The organism is Psychromonas sp. Urea-02u-13, from assembly GCF_002835995.1.
Classification (GTDB): Bacteria; Pseudomonadota; Gammaproteobacteria; order Enterobacterales; family Psychromonadaceae; genus Psychromonas.
Map to the genome: position 1 here is coordinate 1 of NZ_PJBZ01000097.1, position 23,461 is coordinate 23,461.

The following is a 23,461-nucleotide window of genomic DNA, read 5'->3' on the forward strand; positions in this document are numbered from 1 at the left end:
GGCTCAGCGTTATACCCCCAGGAATGTGGCGTGTTATTCGGATGTAGGACTTCAGTCCTGCTGGGTTTATGGAGAGATCAACTGATGCAAGCTTGAAGGCTTCCCTCTAAGGTAAGAGGGTTATAGAACGAAATAGGCACGAAGAAAAGAAAGGTTAAACGGTGATTTCTTCGTATGCTTTGTGTAATGAAGTGTGGTTTGGTGGTGACGTAGTTTTAAGCTGTCAGCTGATAACTAATGACTGACAGCTTCCTTTCTTTATTCGCTTTTAAATATATTTTGGTATGTTTCAAAACGACGTCTGATTTCGCGAATATAGGTCACTGGCTCTTGGCCGCGTACATACCCGTATCGGGCTTTAGCTGCATATTTAGGTTGCGATAAAAGTAGCATTGCTTTTTCAACGTTACCAAACCAGATATCATTGCGCCAGCCTTTAAGTTTCGCTAAACGCATTGCATCACGTACATGGCCTGCACCGGCGTTGTATGAAGCCAATGTAAACCAGATTAACTCATCCTTTTGCACGTCATTTTTAATCATGCGATCACGTACCCAATTCATATAACGCACGCTTGCTTTAATGCCTTGCTCAGGAATATGGACATTTTTGATGCCTATCTCTTTTGCCGTACGAGGCATCACCTGAAACAACCCTTTGGCGCCTACCATTGAGGTTGCGTTAGGATCAAAACGACTTTCTTGGTGCATTTGAGCCACCAATAAACGCCAATCAAAATCATACTGTTTAGCATGTATTTTAACGATATCGTCGTACGGTGATAGTACGCCAGAGTTCTTCAAATCATCGAAGCCGTTGTAATGCTTGGTTAAACGTCTTTGGTTTTTAAAGTATTTGTTGTAAATAACATTATAAAAAAGCCCTTTATAATGCTTTTTAATAAAGGTATCAGCATTGGCCAATAATTCATTGTTACCTGATTTTACCGCCCAACTTTACGCTTTAGGCTCACCCAAAGACATTAACGATTGAATGTCATCTCTGAAGGTCGTTTCAATATCGACAATATGGCTATCCGCAATAGTAAATTGGTACTTCTTTTCAGCAACATAACCAATAATAGATTCTGTTTCCTGTTCCTCAGGAACTGCGATTAACTGAAGCTGAGTGGCTTCTTTTTGTAACATTAACGCGGTTTGCCAATATGAACTAGAGGCACGCACGTGTAACTCCCCGTCACCTATTTCAGTTGCATTGGCTATTTCAGGAAAACTTTGATGTGAAATCAATAACTCTGAGGCGTAATGATAAGGTCGTGAAAAACTAATGCCTTTGGCTTTACGTTGATCCGTCGGTGTTAAGAACCCTAGTGCGATATCGGCTTTGTCTTCGATAATATAATCAATCAAAGAGACATTATCCGGCGCAACAATAATTTCGTAACGCAGTTTATGCTCTTTAGCAAAACGCTTCGCTAACTCATAATGGAAACCGAGTAACTCACCACGCCAAATATAATAAGAAGAAAGGTTATTACGTAATACGAAACGAACGGTTTTGTTTTGCTCAATTTGTTGCCATTGGCTCTTAATTAAGCTTTGCCCTTTCACCGTTAATGTTTGTGCTTTGAGGTAAATATTAAGTTGTTTTAATAATGCCTTATTGGTCGGCGCAACGGCCCATGCAATATCGTGTTTAACACTGGCTTGTAAACTGCGCTTTAAATCATCTCGGTAACCTAATGCAGATTGAACAAGGTTATCATCTTGAATAGTCAGGTCATATTCACCACTGGCTAAACCGTCGTAGATTTGTTCATTACTGATGTTGTTATCGATATAACGCAGTTTTAGTTTAGGAAATACTTTTTGTAACCCTAGCGTACTAATTTCATAGCTTTTTCCCTTCTGTAAAACGATTTCTCTTCCATTGAGTGCTTTACCATTTTTAAGCGCTTTACTGTTTTTTCCCATTAATAAGTATTCATTGGTTTGAATGAAGAGATCACTGAAGATAACTTGTTTTTTACGCTTTGCCGTTACCGTTAAATTAGCAGAAATAACATCTCCTTCCCCTGCTAATAATTTTGTAATGAGATCGGAAAATTTATCTACTTTAATATTTTCAAAGACTAAATTATGTAGTTCGGCAAACTCTTTAAGATAGATAACTTCTAAATCTTGAGGATGGCCAGAGCGAGGTAGATAGGTTTGTGCACCAGACCAGGTTAATACACGCAGACTGCCTTGTTTTTTTTCATCTGTTACGCTGGAATCTGCATGCTTATTATTAGACAGGTTGAGCGATTAACTCTTAGTTGTGCTCGTCGTAGTGGGGAAAAAGCCGTATAAGCGATGATTCCCCCAATACTAGCGACAATTAAGGCCACCAATTTAAAACGATTTCTTTTAATCAATGGCTGCATATAATTCCTTTATTGCATGTTTTTTACATATTTAATGTCACGGTGCACAACTGACAGTCAGCACTAAAGTGTTAAATCTCAAACGCAACAATACGTTCCTGGTTCTCTTCATGTTCAGTACGCGCAGCATCAATCTCATCTAAGATATTGCCAACATCAGCACTGGTTGTATCTTCATCAAATAAACCGGTTAATACACTATCTGCGGTTAATTCTCCTGACTCATAAAGTGCCCAAATTTCTTTACCATATTCTGTGTTTTCAATTTCTGGCGCAAATTGAGCAAAATATGAGCGCATGTTATTAACATCTCTTAACAACATACTTTTAGCATTATTGTTTGCAGATGCATCAACCGCCTGAGGTAAATCAATAATGACCGGGCCCCATTCATCCACTAACACATTAAATTCAGAAAGGTCGCCGTGCACAATACCGACACTTAACATGCGCACAATATGTTGCACAATATCAAGGTGGTCTTCAACGGCTTGTTCTTCAGACATGGAAACATCATTCAAACGAGGGGCAGCAAAACCGGTTTCGTCCGTGATCAGTTCCATCAACAATACACCTTCAAAACAGCCATAAGGTTGAGGCACTCGAACGCCTGCATCGGCTAGTTTATATAATGCTTCCACTTCCGCATTTTGCCAGACTTCTTCTTGTTGCTTGCGGCCAAACTTGGATCCTTTTTCCATTGCGCGGGCGCGACGTCCATTACGTACTTTTCTGCCTTCATTGTACAAAACAGCTTGTTTAAAACTACGCTTACTCGCTTCTTTATATACTTTTGCACAACGAATTTCTTCGCCACATTGCACAACAAAAACGGTTGCTTCTTTTCCGCTCATTAACTGACGCAGTACTTTATCAACTAAACCATCGTTAACGAGGGGTTGTATTCTTTTAGGTATTTTCATATTCTCTTTTTTGTTGCGGAAGCCCATTCTTGGCAGATTATACTTTTTAGTGACCTATTAAGCCATTAAAAATCTTGTAGGGCCTGTTTAACAGCCTCTATTTTGTCACCACCAGTCACATTAATTTTCATAAATTCAGGTAGATAACCACAGTTTTCTATTATTTTCATTTGACTACTGCGGCTTACTTTTCCAGACAGATGTACTTCTTGTACGCCACTCATTCTTACAATACCAGCCACATTATTGGCACTGATACCCGCGCCAGCCATAATCGATAAACGTCCACTGCTCTGCTCAACCATCGCTTTAATATAGTCAGCGCCTAATTCTGCGGTGCTCATCAAACCAGATGTTAGTACACGTTCACAACCTGCGCTTAAAATAGTATCAATGGCCAGCTCAGCGTCTACGCAACAATCAATAGCACGATGAAACGTCACACCAAGCCCTTTACTCGCGTTCATTAATGTTTGTAAAGCATCACTTTCAATCTGTGCTTGTTCATTAAGTAAACCAAACACAACACCTTGTACACCTAACTTTTGAACTGCGTGTATCTCAGCGAGCATCATTTCTATCTCGTCACTTGAGTATAAAAAATCACCATCACGCGGGCGGATCATTGTATAAACCGGAATTTTTGTGTATTTCATCACTTGTGTGATTAAACCGACACTTGGTGTCAGACCACCAAGGGCAAGTGAGCTACATAGTTCAATGCGGTTTGCACCTGCATTTTGCGCTGTAAAAAGAGACTCAATATTATCAATACATACTTCAACGTTTATCATTTATTTACTCATCTTATAAAACATAAAAACCACCTAAGCATTAGATAATTTTAGTGAGTATCCTTACACTTATTATTTTTCAGAGACTCCAATCTCTTCGCTTTCAGCTGCTTCCCCCTGCATGATCATAATTTCTACACGACGATTGCGACGCTTGTCGGGTTTACTGTTACTGTCTTCTAATGGCTTACTGTTGGCATAACCCACCACGACTAATTTCTTGTTTCTTATTCCACGCACATTAAGCATTTCATGGGCAACAGAGACGGCACGTTGTGCAGACAAATCCCAGTTTGAACGATATAACTCAGATTGTATCTGCTCGTTGTCGGTGTGCCCTGAAATAGTAATCACACCCGGTACATCAACTAGAATGGTGGCTACTTTGCGAATCACTGGTCTAAATCTTGGTTGTAAAAAAGCGGACCCTGATGGAAATGCACCTTTCTCACGGACACGAATAATAAGTTGCTGCCCTAGCGCTTCAATTTCAATGGCTCCGTCTTCTATCTCTTCACGTAATTCTTTGGCCACTTTTTTAGCTAAGCCATGTTGCGCAGAAACGCCTGGTGCGGGGTTAAAGTCTTCTAGTTGTGATTCCTCTGATTCACTTTGTTTTTCCTGCGTTGGTGCTTCAGAGGCACTTTCAGCTTCAGATTCTTGCGGAGAAGCGACTTTACGCTCTTTGACGTTTTCTTGCCCACCCACACGACTTGAGTCGCCATCTTGAAAATCAAGCTTGGCTTTTGTGACCTCAATGGTCTGTTGCATAACAACTTCTATAGGGGTCGGGTCGGGTTTACCGGGCGTAAACTCCTGTGCTATTACCGACGTACCTTTAGGAATGTCTTTTACTTCAAGCATCGATTGCACACCAAAGGCGTTTCTCATCGAGCCCGCAATCTGTTTAAACTTTAAAACATCCATTTCTGAAAATGATAATAATAATACGAAAAAGCACATTAGCAGTGACATCAAATCTGCAAAGGTACCCATCCATGCTGGCAGTCCCTCTGGGGGACATTTGCATTCTTCTTCAGCCATTACTCTTCACCACCTTCGCCACCAATCGCCGTGCGTTTTGATTCAGGTAGATAATTTCGTAATACCCCTTCGATAACACGTGGATTTTGACCATCTTGAATACCTAATACGGCATCTAATATCAGACTACGGTTTAACTTTTCTTCCTGTGCGCGCAACTTTAGTTTATCGGAGACAGGCAGCGCCATCATATTCGCAATAATAGCACCGTAAAGTGTCGTTAGTAGTGCAACGGCCATTGCTGGACCAATTGATTTAGGGTCATCCATGTTTGATAACATCGCCACTAGCCCGACCAATGTACCAATCATGCCCATAGCTGGAGCAACATCACCAATCTGTTTAAATATATCCGCCCCCACTTCATGACGTCCCGCCGTTAAGCGAATATCATTTTCAAGCGTCGCGCGTACGACGTCAGCATCATGACCATCTACGAGCATATCCACGCCTTTTTGCATAAAAGGATTGGTTATTTCAGCTTCTTCTAACGCGAGGAATCCGCCTTTACGTGCTGCATCTGCCATTTCAACTGATTTATTGATTAACTCTTCTGGTGAATCACTTTTAAACATGAAGGCTTTCATGGCAATTTTTATTGCTCCAACAAATTGTCCCATGTTGTACTTCATCATTACTACAAATGCTGTTCCGCCAAATACAATTAGTACCGAGACCAAATCCATAAACATATCGATAGTGCCGCCTAATAGCATTGCCATAATAACAAAACCAAATGCGCCTACAATTCCGATTATCGTTGCTAAATCCACAAAATATTCCTTTAATTAAAACAAGTTAAACTCACAGCTGTGATTATAGCTTTATATCGACAGTTTGCAGTGAAACATTAATTTTAACCGATATAATGGCTAACAACATCACTGTTTATAAATAATTTATCCTCTGTTGTTTGACTTATGATGTGTGCAGGGTAGTCTTGGAAAAAATATTAGAGAATAAAAAAAATGGCCTTAAAAAAACCTGAAAATATGCAGTATGAAGAAGCGATTGTTGAACTAGAACAAATTGTGAGTCACCTTGAAGCAGGTGAATTACCTTTAGAAGATGCATTAAAGCAATTTGAGCGTGGTATTTCACTCGCCCGTAGTAACAGCCAAAAACTTCAAAAGGCACAACAACAAGTGTCTATTTTGATGAAAAATGATACTCAATCTTCTGTTCAAGAATTTAGTGAAACGTAATTTTTATGACACAACTTTTAGAAAAAATAACGCATTACCAGCAACGCGTTAATGAACAACTTAGTCAGCATATTAAAGTAACAGCCCCAACCTCTGTAAAATTAAATGAAGCAATGGCCTATGGCGCATTGCTTGGCGGCAAACGTGTGCGCCCTTTTCTTGTTTATGCGGTTGGTGAAATGCTTGGCTCATCACTTGAAAAACTTGACCCACTTGCCTGTGCCATTGAATGTGTTCACGCATATTCATTGATTCACGATGATTTACCGGCAATGGACGACGATGCGTTACGTCGTGGTCAAAAAACCTGTCATATCCAGTTTGATGAAGCGACTGCTATTTTAGCCGGAGACGCACTGCAAACGTTAGCTTTTGATATTATTTCTAATCCAATTAGTCACTTATCCCCTAAAACACAATTAAAAATGGTCAGTGTGCTTGCTAAAGCCTCTGGTGAAGCGGGTATGTGTGGCGGACAATCTCTTGATTTGGAAGCTGAAAACAAACAAGTTGATTTACCTAGCCTAGAAAAAATACATGCGGCTAAAACAGGTGCCTTAATTAAAGCAGCCGTTACACTAGGCGCATTAAGTGATGAAACAATCGCACCTGAACATTTACAACAATTACAACATTTCTCAGCGGCTATTGGCCTCGCATTTCAAGTACAAGACGATATTTTAGATATCATCAGTGATACTGAAACACTGGGTAAACCACAGGGTTCTGATATTGCACATCACAAATCGACCTACCCTGCATTACTCGGTTTAGAGCAAGCGATCGCAAAAGCGCACTCTCTTTATCAAGAAGCGCTTCATGCTTTGTCACAATTGCCTTATAATACCCAGTTACTTGAATCGTTTGCCTTATATATAATAAAACGAGATAGATAAGCTTCTCCCTTTTCCTTGATAAACGCGACTTAAACTTATGCCTTTAGATCTTAAAAATTATCCATTACTTACCAGTATCAATTATCCTGAAGATCTGCGTTTATTAAAAAAGGAACAGTTACCTGAATTTTGTGACGAATTACGCCAATTTTTACTCACTAGTGTGAGTCAAACCAGTGGTCATCTTGCTTCTGGTTTAGGCGTGGTTGAGCTTACCGTTGCCCTACATTATGTTTACCACACGCCTTTTGATCATCTGGTATTTGATGTTGGTCACCAAGCGTACCCGCATAAAATACTGACCGGTCGTCGCGACAAAATGCACACCATTCGCACCTTTAAAGGACTTCATCCTTTCCCATGGCGCGAAGAAAGTGAATATGACGTATTAAGTGTGGGTCATTCATCGACTTCAATTGGTGCCGCGCTAGGCATGGCGATTGCAGCAGAAAAAGAGCAAAAAGGCCGTAAAGTAGTGGCTGTTATTGGTGATGGAGCAATTACTGCAGGCATGGCCTTTGAAGCAATGAATCATGCAGGTGCAATCCATAACGATATGTTAGTGGTACTTAATGACAATGAGATGTCAATTTCTGAAAATGTAGGTGCGCTTAATAATCACCTTGCAAAAATCTTGTCTGGCGACCTTTACACGCAATTACGTGAAGGCAGCAAAAAAGTATTATCCAATATTCCCCCAATTAAAGAATTCGCAAAACGTACCGAAGAACACCTTAAAGGCATGGTTTCACCAGCGACCATCTTTGAAGAGTTTGGTTTTAATTATATTGGCCCAATGGATGGACATAACGTCATCGATTTAGTGGATACGTTACGTAATATGCGTAGTCATTCTGGCCCTCAGTTTTTACACATTATGACTAAGAAAGGTAAAGGATATAAACAAGCTGAGCTTGACCCTATTCGTTACCACGCAGTGCCAAAATTCACACCTGACCAAGACTTACCTAAAGCACCACCGAGCACACAAACCTTCTCACAAGTATTTGGTGATTGGCTTAATGACATGGCAGATAAAGATGACAAGTTAACCGCTATTACCCCTGCGATGCGTGAAGGTTCGGGTATGGTTGAGTTTTCTAAACGTCACCCTGATAAATATTACGATGTGGCAATTGCAGAACAACACGCCGTCACACTAGCTGCGGGTATGTCGATTTCAGGTTTAAATCCTATCGTAGCGATTTATTCGAGCTTTTTACAACGTGCTTATGACCAAGTCATTCATGATGTTGCCATTCAAAATCAAGGCGTATTATTTGCTATCGACAGAGCAGGTATTGTTGGCGCTGATGGTCCGACTCATCAAGGCGCTTACGATTTAAGCTTCTTACGTTGCGTCCCTAATATGACAGTAATGACACCCTCTGATGAACAAGAATGTCGCGATATGCTGTATACCGGTCATATGTTAGACACACCAGCCGCTGTACGTTATCCGCGTGGTACTGGCACGGGCATAACTATTGATAAAAACATGAAAAGCCTAGAGATAGGTAAAGCAAAAATAGTACGCAGTGGTGAAAACATGGCTATTTTGTGTTTTGGAACACTGTTACAACAAGCCATTCCTGTTGCTGAAAGATTGAATGCCACTTTAGTTGATATGCGTTTTGTTAAACCATTAGACAAAGCCTTGTTAATTGAACTCGCTAAAACACATAAGCAGTTTGTGACTATTGAAGAGAATAGTATTGCGGGCGGTGCAGGCTCTGCGGTCAATGAGTTCTTTATGGCGCAAAAACTCAATCGCAGTACGTTGAACTTGGGTTTACCAGATACCTTTGTAGAACAAGGCAGTCAGCAAGAGATATACCAAATGCTGCAGCTAGACGAGAGCGGTATAGAAGCACAAATCAACGCTTACTTTAACCAGTAACGTCTAAGTAAGCACCTTAGTGGCTAAGATTTAATAGATGCCAATAAGGTGTTGCAGTAACGGAGAACACACTTTGTAAATCAAATTGTTTATCCGTTGCCCATATTTTATTATGTGAGAACAGTGGCACAATCCTATCTGACGTTTGATATTGATCGAACAAAACTATTTTTTCAGCCATGGTTAATGGTTTCTTCTGTTGCTCGAAAAGTAATTCAAGGTAACCCGACAATAAGCTATTAGAAAAAATATCCTGATAAACATTATCCGTGGCAATTAACGGTGAACTCCAATTTGCGAGCATCAAATCATAGTTAAATTGAACTTTGTTCCACTGTTCAATGCTGTCAACTTCAGTGACATCTAATTTAACCCCCACTTTGTCGAGCATGTTTTTTAATGCTAGCACCACCTCTTGGCTATGATCATTCTTGTCTGTCATCACTAATAAAGACAAACGCTTAGGTGCATTCATTTTTTTGAGAAGATATTTAGCGCGTGTTGCATCATAAACAGGTTCATACATGTCTGACGCAACGACATTCAATTTACTCGAAAAAGTCCCCGTCCCGTTAAGAATATGCTTCAACATACCCGCTTGGTTGATGGCTAAATGAATCGCATTACGCGCGGTTCTTCTTTCAAATAAATCATTTTTAGTCTCGTTAATCATCAGAAACAAGGCATTCAAAGAGGTCGTTTGATAAATTTGTTTATCGTCTAATAGATAGACTGAGTTGATGTTTTTATTGGAAATCGCTTCACTGATGTCAATATCATCCGCTAATAATGCGTATAACCGCGAATCAATCGATTTTATTTTTACAAAATTTAACGATTTAAACAGAGGCTGATTTTGCCAATAACTCACATTCGCTTCAACACGTAGATTAACATCGGCATAAAAAGAGGTCACACGATAAGGGCCAGTCCCAGAAAGTGGCAAGGTTTTTATCGGCGGTAATAATGCGGTTTGCGCGCTATGATGATCAATTTTATTCTTTTTGTAATAGGCACTATCAAGAATAAAGATATGACTCAAGTAATCGAGTAATTGCGTTTGTGTTAACTCTGTTTGAACATCAAATTGGTAGTCATTAATACGTTTAACATTAACGATATGTTGCAGTTTACGTTGTAGGCATTTATTTTTCCTCGCTTCATTCAATGACCATATAACGTCTTTACTGGTCAGTAAATTACCGGAATGAAAGTAAATCTTTTTTTTGAGATGAAAACGGATTTTATTGTTTTTAAGTGTCTTCAGTTTTGCCAGAAGACGATATTCTAATTCGCCGCCCTGCCCCCAACGCACCAGAGGATCAAAAAATAGATGACTGTATTGAGCGTCTAATCCGCGAGATGCGTAAGGCGATAATGAATAAGGCGTCTCTTTAACGGCGATTTGCACGACTTTTTGATTACTTCTTTCTAGATCAATAATCGACGCATTGACGTTTGCAACCAACGCTGAAAAGAGTAACGTTATAATCTTTAGTTGACGATAAAGAAAGGCCATTTTATCAACCATAAAAATGAATTAAGACTTGTAAGACGATAGCAGCAAAAATACCCGCAACGATATCGTCAATCATGATACCAAAACCGCCTTCTACTTTTTCATCTAACCAACTAATTGGCCAAGGTTTTAAAATATCGAAAAAACGAAATAGAATGAAACCAACAATCGCCCACTGCCAGCTAAACGGCACTGCCACCATAGTGATCCAATATCCGACAAATTCATCCCAAACAATCGCTTTATGATCATGCACGCCCATATCTCGGCTCGCCACATGACAAAACCAAAAACCCAATAGGCTAGTGATAATTAACATGATGATATAAGTTTCAAGCGATAAAAAAGATAATAAATAATACAGTGGCACAGCCGCTAAAGTACCAAATGTGCCCGGCGCTTTATTAGGTAGACCACTACCAAAACCGACAGCAGCCAAATGCAACGGGTTAGTCAATTTTAAACCTTTTAAATCTTCTCGTTTCATTTAATTCTCACCTGATATTGTTGTTTAATACTTGTTTAATGATTGTTTAATTGTAACTACTGTCTGCAGTGTATAAAAACACCTCAAACTTTGTGAGGTACGGAATAGTTACGTTTAATTTTGCTTAAAATGATCCCAGCCAGACAATTGGCTTGATACGCTTTCATCATTATTTGTTAATTGAATTTTTTGACTTTGTTGCTCTACAACTTCGCCGATCACCGTAATCGCAACGGGCAACGTTTGTAAGATCAATTGCTTATAGTGTTGTTCGTTGATGGTAAATAGCAGTTCGTAATCGTCGCCACCGGTTAAGGCATAATGTAATGCTTGGTCCAGGCTCAGCGTTTGATGTTCAATCTCTTTTTGCATGGCAATCGATAACGGTAACGTTTCTAATTTCACCGTTGCACAGCATTGTGAAGCTTCAACAATATGTCCTAGATCTTGTAACAAACCATCGGAAATATCGATACAACTTGAAGCGTAATGCGTTAATAAAACACCTAATTCATTACGTGGTTCAGTTAACTCTAATGCGTCAACAAAGCTATCAGGCTCTTTTAGTTGCATCTGATCTAATTTACTCGCAAGCCCAAGCGCACCATTACCAAGTACACTAGACACACAGATAAGATCGCCAACATTGGCGCCACTGCGTAATAATGCTTTCTGACGAGGCACAATACCTTTTGCAGACACGGTAATAGAAAGCGGACCTTTGGTCGTATCACCACCAATTAAGCTGATATTGTGTTTATTGGCTAATTCAAAAAAGCCACGTGAAAATTCACTTAACCATTTTTCATCAACACTGGGTAAGGTGATCGCCAGAGACACCCATTTAGGCAGGGCTCCCATCGCAGCAAGATCACTGAGGTTGACCGCAAGCGATTTATAACCAAGACGATAAGCACAAACATCTTCAAAAAAATGCACACCCGCCACTAAGCTATCCGTGGTTACCGCTAATTGATAACCTTCAGGGACATCTAAAATGGCGCAGTCATCACCAATACCGATGACAACATCGGCATGGGTGTTTTTTAAAGCTGCTTGTTTAAAATAACGCTTAATTAAATCGAACTCACCGAGACTCATTTATTTACGTTTAAGCGTTAAGGTGCGCTTTCCGTTTTTTGGTTTTTCAGTCGATGATGCATTTTTATTAACGAAGATTCTTTTCCCTTGACCCGGCGAGTCACCATAAGGGCTTTGTTTCGGGTGTTTAGGTGCACTCTTTTTCGGTGCAGAGTTGGCATTCGGTTGCGCTGTTTCGACGGCTGTTTTTGAAGAGCTTGATACCGCTTGATTGATATCTTGCATTTCTTGCGCCGTTAAATTACGCCATTGACCCGGTTTCAAATTAGCTAATGTCACTTTCATGATACGAGTTCGTTGTAACTCAGTCACTTCATAACCTAAAAACTCACACATACGGCGAATCTGGCGGTTAAGGCCTTGCGTTAAAACAATTGAAAATACAAAACGACTTTGTACTTTTACAGTACACGGCTTTGTAATGGTATCTAGTATCGGCACACCACGTTCCATACGTTCAACAAAACGCTCACTCAGCGGTTTATCAACGGTCACGAGGTATTCTTTATCGTGGGCATTTTCAGCACGCAGGATTTTATTTACAATATCGCCATCACTGGTTAAAAAGATTAAACCTTCTGAAGGTTTGTCTAATCGTCCAATAGGGAAAATGCGTTTTTTATGACGAATCGCATCGATAATATTGCCACGTACATCAAGCTCTGTTGTACAGGTTATACCGATCGGTTTGTTATAAGCGATATAAACACGGTCTGACTTATTTTGTTCAACGGCATTGATACGCTGGCCATCAACAACCACTGCGTCACCCGGTTGCACTTTTGTGCCGAGCTCTGGTACTACACCATTAATTTTTACGCGACTTTGCTCGATCAACTTGTCTGCATGACGTCGAGAGCAAAAACCTGAATCACTGATAAACTTATTAAGTCGTTTTTCGTTACTTGTATCCACACTGGTATCCTATTAGCTTTACACACAGCGCATTATACTTAACTCCCTACTCAGCGCCCTCTTTTTTTGACTAATTTATAGCACAAGTTAGTTCGCTTAACTTATATAAGCTAAGTTCTGGTCAATGAACGCTTTTACTGGCGTTGGCTGCGCCATAAAACCACTTTGCAACAAGTACAAGCATGATAAAATTTATTTTTTGTTGGATTTTCTTTTTCTGAATTTAACGAGCGTTCAATGGTTTCATGGTGTCCACAATGTTGGCAACATAACTTACCCTGTTCACTACTACTTTTTTTTGTTTTTTGATATTCAGTCAAGCTAGGTAAGCTTTCCCAATCGGTTTTTGGCGTCGATTTATTGCGGATTAATACGAAATACATAAAGACCATAATGATCGCAAGCATAATATATTCAGTCATCTGTTTACCTTAAATTTAAAATCTAAAAAAAGCATACCAGAATGCAAGCCGCATAATATTGATTAGCAATAAATTTAAGTGATAAAGAGAGGTTGTAGGCACGGCAAGTGCATTACAAAAAACAACCTGTTTTTGAAAAAAAACTGTTCAAAAACAGGTTTTAAAAACATTGCGACACAATGCAATAACTATCAAAGTGAGCTAATTAATCTGGATTAGTAGCTATATTGAGACATTTTTAGTCATTCTCATTATTAAACTAATAATATCTGCTGAAAACCTTACGTAGCAAGGGATTAAAATGCGCTAGCCGTGAGGTTGTAGGGCAGAACGATGTTATTAGGGAGGTTTGTATGTTGATAGTGAAGCTGAATTTTAGACAATAAAAAGCCCCGTATATCTACGAGGCTTTTTATTTAAATATGGTGCCCGGAGCGAGACTTGAACTCGCACGCACAGAATGCACAAGATTTTAAATCTTGGGTGTCTACCGATTCCACCATCCGGGCAGTTACTTAACTTCGCTAAGTGCTTAGTAAGTGATGAGTATTCTATACAATTTTTCTTCAACTACAAGCGCTTAACGCTCTTTTTTTGACAAAAACGTTTAACTGCTGATTAATTAAACAAACAGTCTTAGCATCATCCCATTATTAGCGACCGACTTTATAAGCAGAACTATAATGTTGTCACCTTACTGTCACAATATCGACATATTAGTGTCATCTTAATTGTGTAAAAAGTTGTTATCTCTAATTAAAACAACCCTATAGGCTAAAAATGAAACACAACTTTTTAACAACCCTTATTCTTTCGAGCGCACTCAGCGCATGCTCAACAACAAGCACAACACTTCAAACGTCAATAGAGCTCAAACCCCAAGGGCGTTACCACAGTAATGTCTTTGACCAAAGTGCAGCTGAAATAGTGACTTTTGATAAAATCAGCCAACAAACATTTGTGGTTAATGCACAATCAGGCAAGATTGATGTCATCAATAGCGCAGATATCAATAACCCGGTATTAAACAGCACATTAAATATTAAAGCCGATTTACTCAAATACCTAAACGTTGAAGCCGGCGCTGCAAATAGTGTTGATGTAAATAATGGATTATTGGCCGTGGCGATTGAAGCAAAAACCAAAACCGATGCAGGTTGGGTCGCATTTTATAATAGCCAAGACTTAACCTTTATTAGTGCAGTTTACGTAGGCGCACTACCTGACATGCTGACCTTCACTGAAAATGGTCAACAATTAGTTGTCGCTATTGAAGCAGAACCAAGTAGCAATAATTACGCCGTTGATCCTGAAGGTGAAGTGGCGATCATCGATATAGATTGGCAGCAAGAAAAGCTGAGTACAGTGGTAACCCGTTTGACCTTTAGCGATTTTAATATCGGTGGAAAACGTCATCATGAATTGCCAAAACAATTAGTCTTAAACGGCTATAACGCCTCGGTAGCGCAAGACTTAGAGCCAGAATACATCGCCATTAATAACAACAGCAACAAAGCCTATGTTGCCCTGCAAGAAAATAATGCCATTGCAGTGATTGATTTACAGACAAAATCAATCCAAAAAATCATCGCCTTGGGCTTTAAAGACCATACTCTTAAAGGTAACGAATTTGATGGCAATAACAAAGACAACAAAGTAAACATCAAAAATGAGCCTGGGTATGGCTTATACCAGCCTGACTCTATTGCCACGGTAAGTATTAATAATAACGACTATTTAATCACAGCGAATGAGGGTGACGACCGAAGTGATTGGTTAATTGATGTTGCACAAACAGAGTGTGAATCTGCTAACTTTTATTACAACTTAGAAGACAAAGCCTGTAGCGACGATATCAAATTGAAAGATGCCTTTGATCGCAGTGTTTATAACCCGCAAAAAAATGCACTTGATTTAAGCCACTTTAACAAAGGAGGAAAATACCAAGATGCAGTGCGACAGGTTAAGTTCTCACATTCAATTACTCAGCAATTTGGTGATATTGATGGTGACGGAAAAATAGACCGCCTGATGACCTTTGGTGGTCGCTCTTTCTCTATTTGGGATATGCAAAGTGAAACACTCGTCTTTGATTCAGGCAGCGACTTTGAGCGCATTACTGCTGAAAAATATGGGAAGAAATTCAATCAGAGCCACAACAAACTAAAAAACGAAGATCGTAGTGATAACAAAGGCCCTGAACCGGAAGCCATCACAACCGGTGTTATCAATGGACAAACCTATGCCTTTATCGGCCTTGAACGTATGGGAGGCATTATGGTGTACAACATCAGTGCTCCAAGCAACGCAACCTTTGTACAGTACCTTAATAACCGCGACTTAAGTGTTAATCCTAAAGATAATAAAGATACTAACGGCGATGGTATTAAAGAATATCAAATTGATGCAGGTGATTTAGGACCAGAAGGGTTTAAATTTGTAGCAGCCAAAGACAGCCCAACAAAAACACCCATTTTGATTGTTGGTAATGAAGTAAGTGGCACCACCAGCTTTTATAGCATTGAAATAAAATAAGTTCTTATTAACCTCTTTGTAATAGAACAGTGATTTTGGAAGTGGAACTTCAGTCCTTCAGGGTTTGTGAGCTAGCTATAGATGCAAGCTTAAAAGCTCACTTCCAAGAGACTTTACCACGCCTATTGGGAAGTGGGACTTCAGTCTGAAGAATCCCCTTAGAAATAAAACGTAACGCATTGCAATTATTGGTAGTTTTACCAATAAGCACAATCCCTGAATTTTGTATTGTACAAATTAATCAGTTCAATAATATTGAACAAAAATTAACTTTCAATAAGATAAAGAACATCATTGGGGACGGGACTTTAGTCCCGCGGGGTTGATTTTGAAATATAAAAACAGCCCGACTAAAGTCGCGCCCCCGTAAACAGTGAGTTTAAGTATCGTTTAGTGGTAAAATTCTGTGGGGATCTCTCAGACTTCAGTCCTGCAGGATTTGTGGCGTTAGCAACAGAACCCAAAATCAGAACAGAGACTTAATGCCGTTTTATCTCCCTACCTTACAGGGTTCTTTTACGCTAAATAAAACATTAATTAGCGTAAAACGCCCAAAATATGAATTTTAGCAATAACTAAAACAATGAATGTCTTATTTTTTTGATACACTATAGGTTGGCTTCAAAATCAATTTAGGTAGCAACATGAATCAAGACCCACTTCACGGTGTAAAGTTGGAAGAAATTTTAGTTAAACTAGAAAAAAAGATGGGCTGGAAAGCAATGGGAGAGTTACTTAACATTAACTGTTTTATTAATAATCCACGTTTAAAATCTAGTTTAACCTTTTTACGAAAAACACCGTGGGCACGTAAAAAAGTAGAAATTTTATACTTAAAAACGTTTTGTAAAGATAATCCAGCGACAACTGCGTTGATCCGTAATTTTATCGAACAAAAAAAGACGAGTGGCGCGCCCGCAGCGAAAAAAGACAATGGCTTTAATTGGCCAACAATTTAAAAACAAATAAACTGATTTCATGTTAAAATTAAAGTGAACTGAATTTCAGTAAAGAATATTTATTAGGATAAAACAAAAATGGCACAAGAAAAAAAATTCGACTTTTCTATTAAGCAAGATGGCGAACAATGGAATGCGGAAATTACACGTCGAGTTAGCGCACGTAAAACGAGCGTTTCTAAACAAAAGAAAGGTTTTGAAACTGAAGCACTAGCGACAGAATGGGCAACAGCAAAACTTGCTGAATGTCTTGAAAATCTTCAAGCGGGCAACAAACGCAAATCAGAAAAACGTGTAGTCCGTAACGATCTAGCTGCAAAAGCAATCGCAGATAAAGAAACGGCGGCAATATTATATGAAGAAAAACAACAAGCTTATTTTGAAGCCTTGGACGAAGAAGACGAAGAACGCTTCGAACAAGACGAAGAGTAATCTTTTTAATTACTCTCACTTGGCTGAAGCTCAGCCATTGAGAGTGGTTTATAAACACCTGCGTATTTATTACCCCCCCCTTTCCCTGTTTATCTTTCTACTCTTTCAAACTCCCTTATTATCTGCCAAACATAAAGAGGCATGTTACAGCCACGATGAATCCACTACGATTATTGATAAAACCTATCATTATATAAATCAAACTTTTTGCCAACCCGCGCTGTGGTTCGATGATTTTTTCGTTGATGAACGCATAGTGAATGATGCATATGCCGGCACAATGGTGCGTTGGTATAATGATATTTCATGGGATGAAGGTGGAAATATTCGCTACAGCACAAAAGTAAGAATGCGAGTCCATTTACCAAAAATGACCAAAAAGTTAAAAGTCGTTTTTGAACCCGATGCCGAAGACTCTATTATTAATTTATTCCCAAACGATACAACCGAGCCACAAAGTTCACTTGGTCTAAATTATGATTGGGTGGTCAAAGAGCATCAAAGCTTCAGTGTAAAAGTGACCATAAAACCAAGTATTGAAGCACGTTATCGTTATACTTATCCTCTTTCTACCTATTTAGTCTCCCGCTTTACACAGAAAATATACCAACGAAAAAAGACCACGGGCAGTGCATCACTCATCGATTTAGATTACGCGATAAATGAAGCCTTTTTATTACGTTGGGCGAATGTTGCAAAAATAGAAACAGACGATTTATTGGAGTTAGGCACAGGGTTAACACTTTACCAATACATCTCTGCAACGCAGGCCCTTAATTATCAAAGCAGCCTTACGTCGCAAGAGAAACCACATCACTACATTAGTAACTACCATTTATCCATTGCTTACCGACAGAACATTTTCAGAAAATGGTTTTATTATGAAATAAGACCGGAAATAAACTGGTATAAAGAAGCAACCTCAGTACGTGACTCCGAAGCTAAAATCACCCTACGCCTCGAGGTCCTCTTTGATAACATTTAAGCCCGCGCATCTCTCATCTCTCATCTCAGGTTACGAATAAAGTGAAAAATGGATCCTTTTATCCCCCTGTTACCTCAATATACTTTATCAGGTCCAGATGATTACTTTAAATAATCAAGTGCAGCGAAAATTACAGCAACTTGAGCGTTAATACAGTTTTCATCATCAACCAGTGGGCTATCTGGGTAAACTTCTGTTGTTGTAACATAAGGCGCATCCGTTAAGCCCATGCACAAACCTAACTCACGAGCGGCATAATTTATCACGCCGAATTGTGCTAATGGCGTGCCAATTAATCGCTGGTTTTCATCTGCGGGTGCAATATGCGTTACGCTTTCAACGTACTTTATAATCGCTTTTTGAAAAGCATCTACCGGTTTAGTACTATCACCAACCAAATAAAAACCATCGGGAATATCCCAGTGTTTTTGTGCAATGGCATCACGCGCCATTAACGCCGGTCTAAATTCGCTATTATCCGTGTCCGTCGTTTCATGTAGATCTATATGGGTAATAAACTCAGTATCAAGCGAGCGAATATAGGCCATTAACAGAGCAGCTTCTTCAGCCGGACTCTCACTATAAAAGGAACGATTAGGATCAACCGCGTTCGGATTCCAACGGTTTATCGTTTCATATCCCCAAGGGCTCACACAGGGCACGATTATAAAATTAAACTGGTTCAGATAGCTTTTTGCAACGGTGGTTGCAAAGCGAAGTGCGCCATGGACGCCGCTGGTTTCATAACCATGCACACCACCGGTCACTAATACGTTTTTACGATCGCTTTTCCAGTGCTTAGATTTAATAACAAATAACGGATAATCATCAGGTGCATAAGACAACGCGCCATACTGGACCAATTCAAAGTCATCCCCGATCTCTTCAAGCTCAGCCAATACGCATTCTTTATAACTGCGTTTAAACTGTTGTTGTGCTCGCCATTGTGCTTTATCTGCACTGTTCCACTTTACACCGGGAGTGCCAACCGAGTAATTCTGTTCTTCATTCATATACACCCCCTTAAAAAATTCAATTCAACTATGGAAAATTAGCCCTGTAAAAGGGCTATAACAACACTTTATATTATTTAAGAACTTTACGTTAAAGAAAGCATCGGAACCAGTGAACTGACACCAATAATAAAATTTTAAAGGAAGTCTATAAACACACGATATCGATGAAACAGAGTTTGTCAGTAAGGACGCTTAGGAGAGTCGCACAGGGGGTTAATCAACAAGAATAGGTAATAAAGATCAGAAACCAAGAAAGACTTAGATAATAGGTAAGTGTGCAGTGATAGTAATGTACAGATACAAAAAAAGCTTGGCCCCTATATGCCCCATCAAGGAACCAATAAAAGCCAAGCTATTAATTTTGAAGCAAATAAACGCCTAGAACGGCATTTTGAAACCAGGGGGTAAATCCATACCGCCAGTCAGTCCGCTCATTTTAGATTTGTTGACTTCTTCTACGCGGCGAACGGCATCGTTCATAGCTGCAGCGATTAAGTCTTCAAGCATTTCTTTGTCGTCAGCCATAAGCTCAGGATCAATCTCAACTTTACGTACGTTGTGGTTGCCTAATAAGGTTATTTTTACTAGACCAGCACCTGATTCGCCAATCACTTCTATATTAGCGATTTCAGACTGTGCTTTTTGCATATTAGCTTGCATTTCTTGGGCTTTTTTCATTAAATCGCCCATTCCGCCTTTTCCACTAAACATATTTTTCTCTCTTATTTTTCTTCAATTTATTCTGCAAGGTATTCTTTAAAGGTTTACGTTAAAGAATACCTTTAAATGTGTCATTCGATTATAACGGTATCACGCTATTTTCATAGACTTTTGCACCACAGTTAGCGACTAATGCTTTAATATTTTCATCGTCAACGATAGCGTGTTTTGCATTGTTTAAATATTGTTCGTAGAGCGCCATCTCAGATTCAAAGGCGGTTAACTGCCCTTCTACGTTACCCACTTCAATATACATATTATATTGAGCACCATAAAAGCTTTTTAACTGCATTTGTAGTTCTTCACATAACCCGCTGTTATTTAATAGGTGTTGATGTTCGGCTTTGAGTGTTAATACGATTTGATCGTCCACTTTTTTCATCACACTATTTTTGGCGAGTAATTTAACTAAACCACGTACCTGCATTGTCTGAATCGCAAGTGACCATGAATCCGTTAATTTATCTTCAACATATTTAGCTTTGTCTATCTCTACCGCTTCAAAGTGTTGATCACTAAAACTCGCATGTTTAGTAACAATACCAGTATTAAGCGCACTATTATCAATAACAGGCGCCTGTACATTATTACTAACAGAAGGTAACGCTGCCACTTGGGTATTAACCGATTGCATCTCTTCAGGCGGACTATAAGGGTCGTAACTATTATTCTCAAACTGATCATAAGGGCTATCAAACTGACTATCAAAACGATTATCAGCTTGCTCGCTCTCTTGATATTGCTCTATAGGCGGCAACTCAGGTGAAAAATTTTGCCTGTTTGGCGCAGAGGTTACATTGTCAGTTTGTATAACAGGTGTAATGGGTAAATCAGTTTTTTTAGCGGCAACATCGGGAATGATGTTATCAACCTTCGGTAACGCTGCGACAACAGGTGTACTGATTACATGATCAGTTGTCGCCTGTGACTTTTTTGTTTCGTTTCGCTTTAAACGATGACTACGTAACATATTACGTGAGTTGCTTGATTCTAAAACAGGTTCTGATTTTACTGGTACTGGCACTGCTTCAGTAATCGGCGCAGCCACTTCGACAGCAGGACTGTTAGCAGGTGCTTCCTGTACGGGTGGCGTTTCAATAACAGCTTGCTGACTTGGTGCTTGTTGATTCGGCATTGGTTGGCTTGATACGTCTTGCACTGGCGACGTTTCAATGACCGGTGTTGGTACTGGCATTTCTTGTGCAGTTAACGTTTCGACGACGGTCACCGGTGCAGGCTCAGGGAGTCGTGTTTCCGGTAAACTTGGCGATGAGTCGTTGCCAATAACAGAGACTTGTTCAACTACTGGTGTCGTTTCAATAAGTGCAGCTGGTTGAATGGACTCTGGGGCCGGGTTAAAAGAAGGCAAATCAATATTCCCCTCGCTTTGCACTGTGGTATTAACTAATGTGTTATTAACTAATGCTTTTTCATCAAGTTCAATATAGTTAGCAGGCTTAAAAGCTAATAAACGCATGACGGTCATTTCTAACGCGACTTTACCATTAGGTGCAAAGCGGTAATCTTTATATCCCTCAAGTGCTATTTGGTAATACAACTGCACTTCTTCAGGACTCAAGCGTTCGCTTAATAATTGAATCGCTGATTTTTCACTGTTCGCTTGTGGGCGTTGTAATTGTTGCAATGCGATTTGATGACATAAGCCAGCCAACTCTTGGTGCAGTTTTGCAAAATCAGCACCCAGTACAACAAACTCTTCTATTTTCTGAAATACTTTAGCGACATTACCTGATGCTATAAAGTGTAATAAATAATGCAGGTGGCTATTATCAAGCGTGCCTAACATTTTTAATACCGATTGGTATTCTATATTACCCGCACCAAAAGCCAGTGCTTGGTCAGTTAAGCTTAACGCATCGCGCATACTACCATCGGCAGCTTTAGCGATAACATTCAGCGCAGTATACTCGAAAGTTGCGTCTTCATGTTTGAGGATATGTGCTAACTGTGCTTCTATTTGATCGGGTAAAATCGCTTTTAAGTGAAACTGTAAACAACGCGATAATACGGTAATAGGTAATTTTTGAGGATCAGTCGTAGCTAATAAAAACTTCACATATTCAGGAGGCTCTTCAAGCGTTTTTAATAGTGCGTTAAAACTATGCTTGGATAACATGTGCACTTCATCAATAAGGTACACTTTGTAGCGCCCTACTGCAGGTTTATATTGCACGTTATCAAGCAGTTCACGCGTATCGTCAACTTTAGTACGCGATGCTGCATCTATTTCTAATAAATCAACAAAACGCCCTTGATCAATAGCGACACAATTTTCACATTTACCACAAGGAGTGGCGGTCACACCTTGCTCACAATTTAAGCTTTTTGCCAAAATACGCGCAATAGTTGTTTTACCAACACCACGCGTACCGCTAAACAGATAAGCATGATGCACTCTATTTTGGGTTAAACCATTACTGAGTGCGGTTAAAACATGTTGCTGTCCAACAACTTGCGAGAAATTATGCGGACGCCATTTTCGGGCTAAAACTTGATAACTCACTAAAATTACTCGCCTTCAAAGCTAATTAAAGAAAACAGTGGCACGCCTAGTTTTTTCAACTTTTCTGCGCCATTTAATGCTGGTAGTTCGATAACAAATGCAGATTCAATCACAATGCCACCTAAACGCTGTATCAGTTTAACTGACGCTTCTGCAGTGCCACCGGTTGCTAACAAGTCATCCATTAACAGCACGTTTTCGCCTTCACTGATTGCATCGATGTGAATTTGCAGTATGTCTGTGCCGTATTCAAGCGTGTAGTTTTCTTGGATTGTTTCTCTTGGCAGTTTTCCTGGTTTACGTACTGGTACAAAACCTGCGCCAATGGCTGCAGCTAATGGCGCACCAAAAATAAAACCACGCGCTTCAGTGCCCACAACTTTATCGATTTTTACGTCTTTATAGCGTGCTACAAATTGTGCAATGGTAGCGGCAAACGCTTCACCATTTTCAATCAAACTGGTGACATCACGAAACATAATACCCGCGACTGGGTAATCAGGAATGCTCTTAATACTGTTTTTGATTAATTGTTGCGCGTTAGAATTCATTACTTTTACTCAAATTGATTATTATGCCCCTAGAATAAATAGTCGGTGAATGATCTGCAAGGATTTGCATCAACTATTACCGATATTATCTGTTTAATGTGCTAAAGATAAGCGCAAGCTTTCAGCCTAGTCACTTTATTAAAAGT

At 39.5% G+C, this 23,461-nt stretch carries 22 protein-coding genes and 1 tRNA gene; 7 read left to right on the top strand and 16 right to left on the bottom strand.

The annotated features are described in order from the left end of the window. Positions 1-258: 258 nt before the first annotated feature. The 6 genes from CXF74_RS22940 to pomA form a co-directional block, all read right to left on the bottom strand. The gene (locus tag CXF74_RS22940; RefSeq protein ID WP_269800782.1) at positions 259-924 is read right to left on the bottom strand and encodes a transglycosylase SLT domain-containing protein; all 666 of its coding nucleotides are present in this window, start codon (positions 922-924) and stop codon (positions 259-261) included. A gap of 33 nt (positions 925-957) precedes the next feature. Continuing rightward, positions 958-2,259: a transporter substrate-binding domain-containing protein gene (locus CXF74_RS22945; RefSeq protein WP_332870282.1), complete on the bottom strand. Its 1,302-nt coding sequence runs from the start codon at positions 2,257-2,259 to the stop codon at positions 958-960. A gap of 199 nt (positions 2,260-2,458) precedes the next feature. Further along, positions 2,459-3,310, bottom strand: a complete 852-nt coding sequence (locus CXF74_RS18000; protein ID WP_101083912.1) for a PA4780 family RIO1-like protein kinase — start codon at positions 3,308-3,310, stop codon at positions 2,459-2,461. Positions 3,311-3,375: 65 nt separating this feature from the next. Then, a complete protein-coding gene (locus CXF74_RS18005) occupies positions 3,376-4,104 on the bottom strand; it encodes a copper homeostasis protein CutC (protein WP_101083913.1) in 729 nt (242 codons plus the stop codon). Positions 4,105-4,176: 72 nt separating this feature from the next. After that, a complete protein-coding gene (locus CXF74_RS18010; RefSeq protein WP_101083914.1) occupies positions 4,177-5,148 on the bottom strand; it encodes a flagellar motor protein MotB in 972 nt (323 codons plus the stop codon). Beyond that, entirely contained in the window at positions 5,148-5,921 is a 774-nt protein-coding gene (pomA, locus tag CXF74_RS18015; protein WP_101083915.1) for a flagellar motor protein PomA, read from the bottom strand. Before pomA ends, CXF74_RS18010 begins: the two co-directional genes overlap by 1 nt. 195 nt (positions 5,922-6,116) lie before the next feature. Between pomA and xseB the strand changes: the two genes are divergently transcribed. The 3 genes from xseB to dxs are packed head-to-tail and all read left to right on the top strand — an operon-like array spanning position 6,117 to position 9,149. Beyond that, complete coding sequence (xseB, locus tag CXF74_RS18020; RefSeq protein ID WP_101083916.1) at positions 6,117-6,353, top strand: exodeoxyribonuclease VII small subunit; 237 nt, start codon at positions 6,117-6,119, stop codon at positions 6,351-6,353. Positions 6,354-6,358: 5 nt separating this feature from the next. After that, entirely contained in the window at positions 6,359-7,249 is an 891-nt protein-coding gene (ispA, locus tag CXF74_RS18025) for a (2E,6E)-farnesyl diphosphate synthase (RefSeq protein WP_101083917.1), read from the top strand. A 37-nt stretch (positions 7,250-7,286) separates the two neighbouring features. Then, complete coding sequence (dxs, locus tag CXF74_RS18030) at positions 7,287-9,149, top strand: 1-deoxy-D-xylulose-5-phosphate synthase (RefSeq protein ID WP_101083918.1); 1,863 nt, start codon at positions 7,287-7,289, stop codon at positions 9,147-9,149. 16 nt (positions 9,150-9,165) lie between these two features. Here the strand turns inward: dxs and CXF74_RS18035 are convergent, their stop codons facing one another. The 6 genes from CXF74_RS18035 to CXF74_RS18060 form a co-directional block, all read right to left on the bottom strand. Continuing rightward, positions 9,166-10,668 carry an ABC transporter substrate-binding protein gene (locus CXF74_RS18035; protein ID WP_157822446.1) on the bottom strand — a complete coding sequence of 501 codons (1,503 nt, stop codon included), beginning with the start codon at positions 10,666-10,668 and terminating at the stop codon, positions 9,166-9,168. A 4-nt stretch (positions 10,669-10,672) separates the two neighbouring features. Beyond that, positions 10,673-11,155 (bottom strand): phosphatidylglycerophosphatase A family protein, encoded by a 483-nt coding sequence (locus CXF74_RS18040; RefSeq protein ID WP_101083920.1) that lies wholly within the window; start codon positions 11,153-11,155, stop codon positions 10,673-10,675. 114 nt (positions 11,156-11,269) lie between these two features. Further along, on the bottom strand, positions 11,270-12,256 hold the full coding sequence (gene thiL / locus CXF74_RS18045; protein ID WP_101083921.1) for a thiamine-phosphate kinase: 987 nt from the start codon (positions 12,254-12,256) through the stop codon (positions 11,270-11,272). Continuing rightward, positions 12,257-13,171, bottom strand: coding sequence for a 23S rRNA pseudouridine(2604) synthase RluF (rluF, locus tag CXF74_RS18050; protein WP_101083922.1), 915 nt, complete (start codon positions 13,169-13,171; stop codon positions 12,257-12,259). Positions 13,172-13,305: 134 nt separating this feature from the next. Beyond that, positions 13,306-13,593 carry a hypothetical protein gene (locus CXF74_RS18055; RefSeq protein ID WP_101083923.1) on the bottom strand — a complete coding sequence of 96 codons (288 nt, stop codon included), beginning with the start codon at positions 13,591-13,593 and terminating at the stop codon, positions 13,306-13,308. Between the two features lie 423 nt (positions 13,594-14,016). Beyond that, positions 14,017-14,102: transfer RNA gene (locus tag CXF74_RS18060), tRNA-Leu, on the bottom strand. 271 nt (positions 14,103-14,373) lie between these two features. Here CXF74_RS18060 and CXF74_RS18065 point away from each other — a divergent pair. From CXF74_RS18065 to CXF74_RS18080, 4 genes are all read left to right on the top strand, one after another. After that, positions 14,374-16,128 carry a choice-of-anchor I family protein gene (locus CXF74_RS18065; RefSeq protein WP_101083924.1) on the top strand — a complete coding sequence of 585 codons (1,755 nt, stop codon included), beginning with the start codon at positions 14,374-14,376 and terminating at the stop codon, positions 16,126-16,128. A gap of 644 nt (positions 16,129-16,772) precedes the next feature. After that, a complete protein-coding gene (locus CXF74_RS18070) occupies positions 16,773-17,087 on the top strand; it encodes a VF530 family DNA-binding protein (RefSeq protein WP_101083925.1) in 315 nt (104 codons plus the stop codon). A 78-nt stretch (positions 17,088-17,165) separates the two neighbouring features. Continuing rightward, positions 17,166-17,519 carry a DUF3622 domain-containing protein gene (locus CXF74_RS18075; RefSeq protein ID WP_101083926.1) on the top strand — a complete coding sequence of 118 codons (354 nt, stop codon included), beginning with the start codon at positions 17,166-17,168 and terminating at the stop codon, positions 17,517-17,519. Positions 17,520-17,775: 256 nt separating this feature from the next. Continuing rightward, positions 17,776-18,504: a hypothetical protein gene (locus CXF74_RS18080; protein WP_232772573.1), complete on the top strand. Its 729-nt coding sequence runs from the start codon at positions 17,776-17,778 to the stop codon at positions 18,502-18,504. 101 nt (positions 18,505-18,605) lie between these two features. Here the strand turns inward: CXF74_RS18080 and CXF74_RS18085 are convergent, their stop codons facing one another. The 4 genes from CXF74_RS18085 to apt all read right to left on the bottom strand — a co-directional run bounded on the left by CXF74_RS18085 (position 18,606) and on the right by apt (position 23,315). Then, positions 18,606-19,517: a M14 family metallopeptidase gene (locus CXF74_RS18085; protein WP_101083927.1), complete on the bottom strand. Its 912-nt coding sequence runs from the start codon at positions 19,515-19,517 to the stop codon at positions 18,606-18,608. Positions 19,518-19,898: 381 nt separating this feature from the next. Then, the gene (locus CXF74_RS18090; RefSeq protein ID WP_101083928.1) at positions 19,899-20,231 is read right to left on the bottom strand and encodes a YbaB/EbfC family nucleoid-associated protein; all 333 of its coding nucleotides are present in this window, start codon (positions 20,229-20,231) and stop codon (positions 19,899-19,901) included. 88 nt (positions 20,232-20,319) lie between these two features. Then, a complete protein-coding gene (gene dnaX, locus CXF74_RS18095; protein ID WP_101083929.1) occupies positions 20,320-22,764 on the bottom strand; it encodes a DNA polymerase III subunit gamma/tau in 2,445 nt (814 codons plus the stop codon). 5 nt (positions 22,765-22,769) lie between these two features. Then, a complete protein-coding gene (apt, locus tag CXF74_RS18100) occupies positions 22,770-23,315 on the bottom strand; it encodes an adenine phosphoribosyltransferase (protein ID WP_101083930.1) in 546 nt (181 codons plus the stop codon). Positions 23,316-23,461 lie beyond the last annotated feature (146 nt).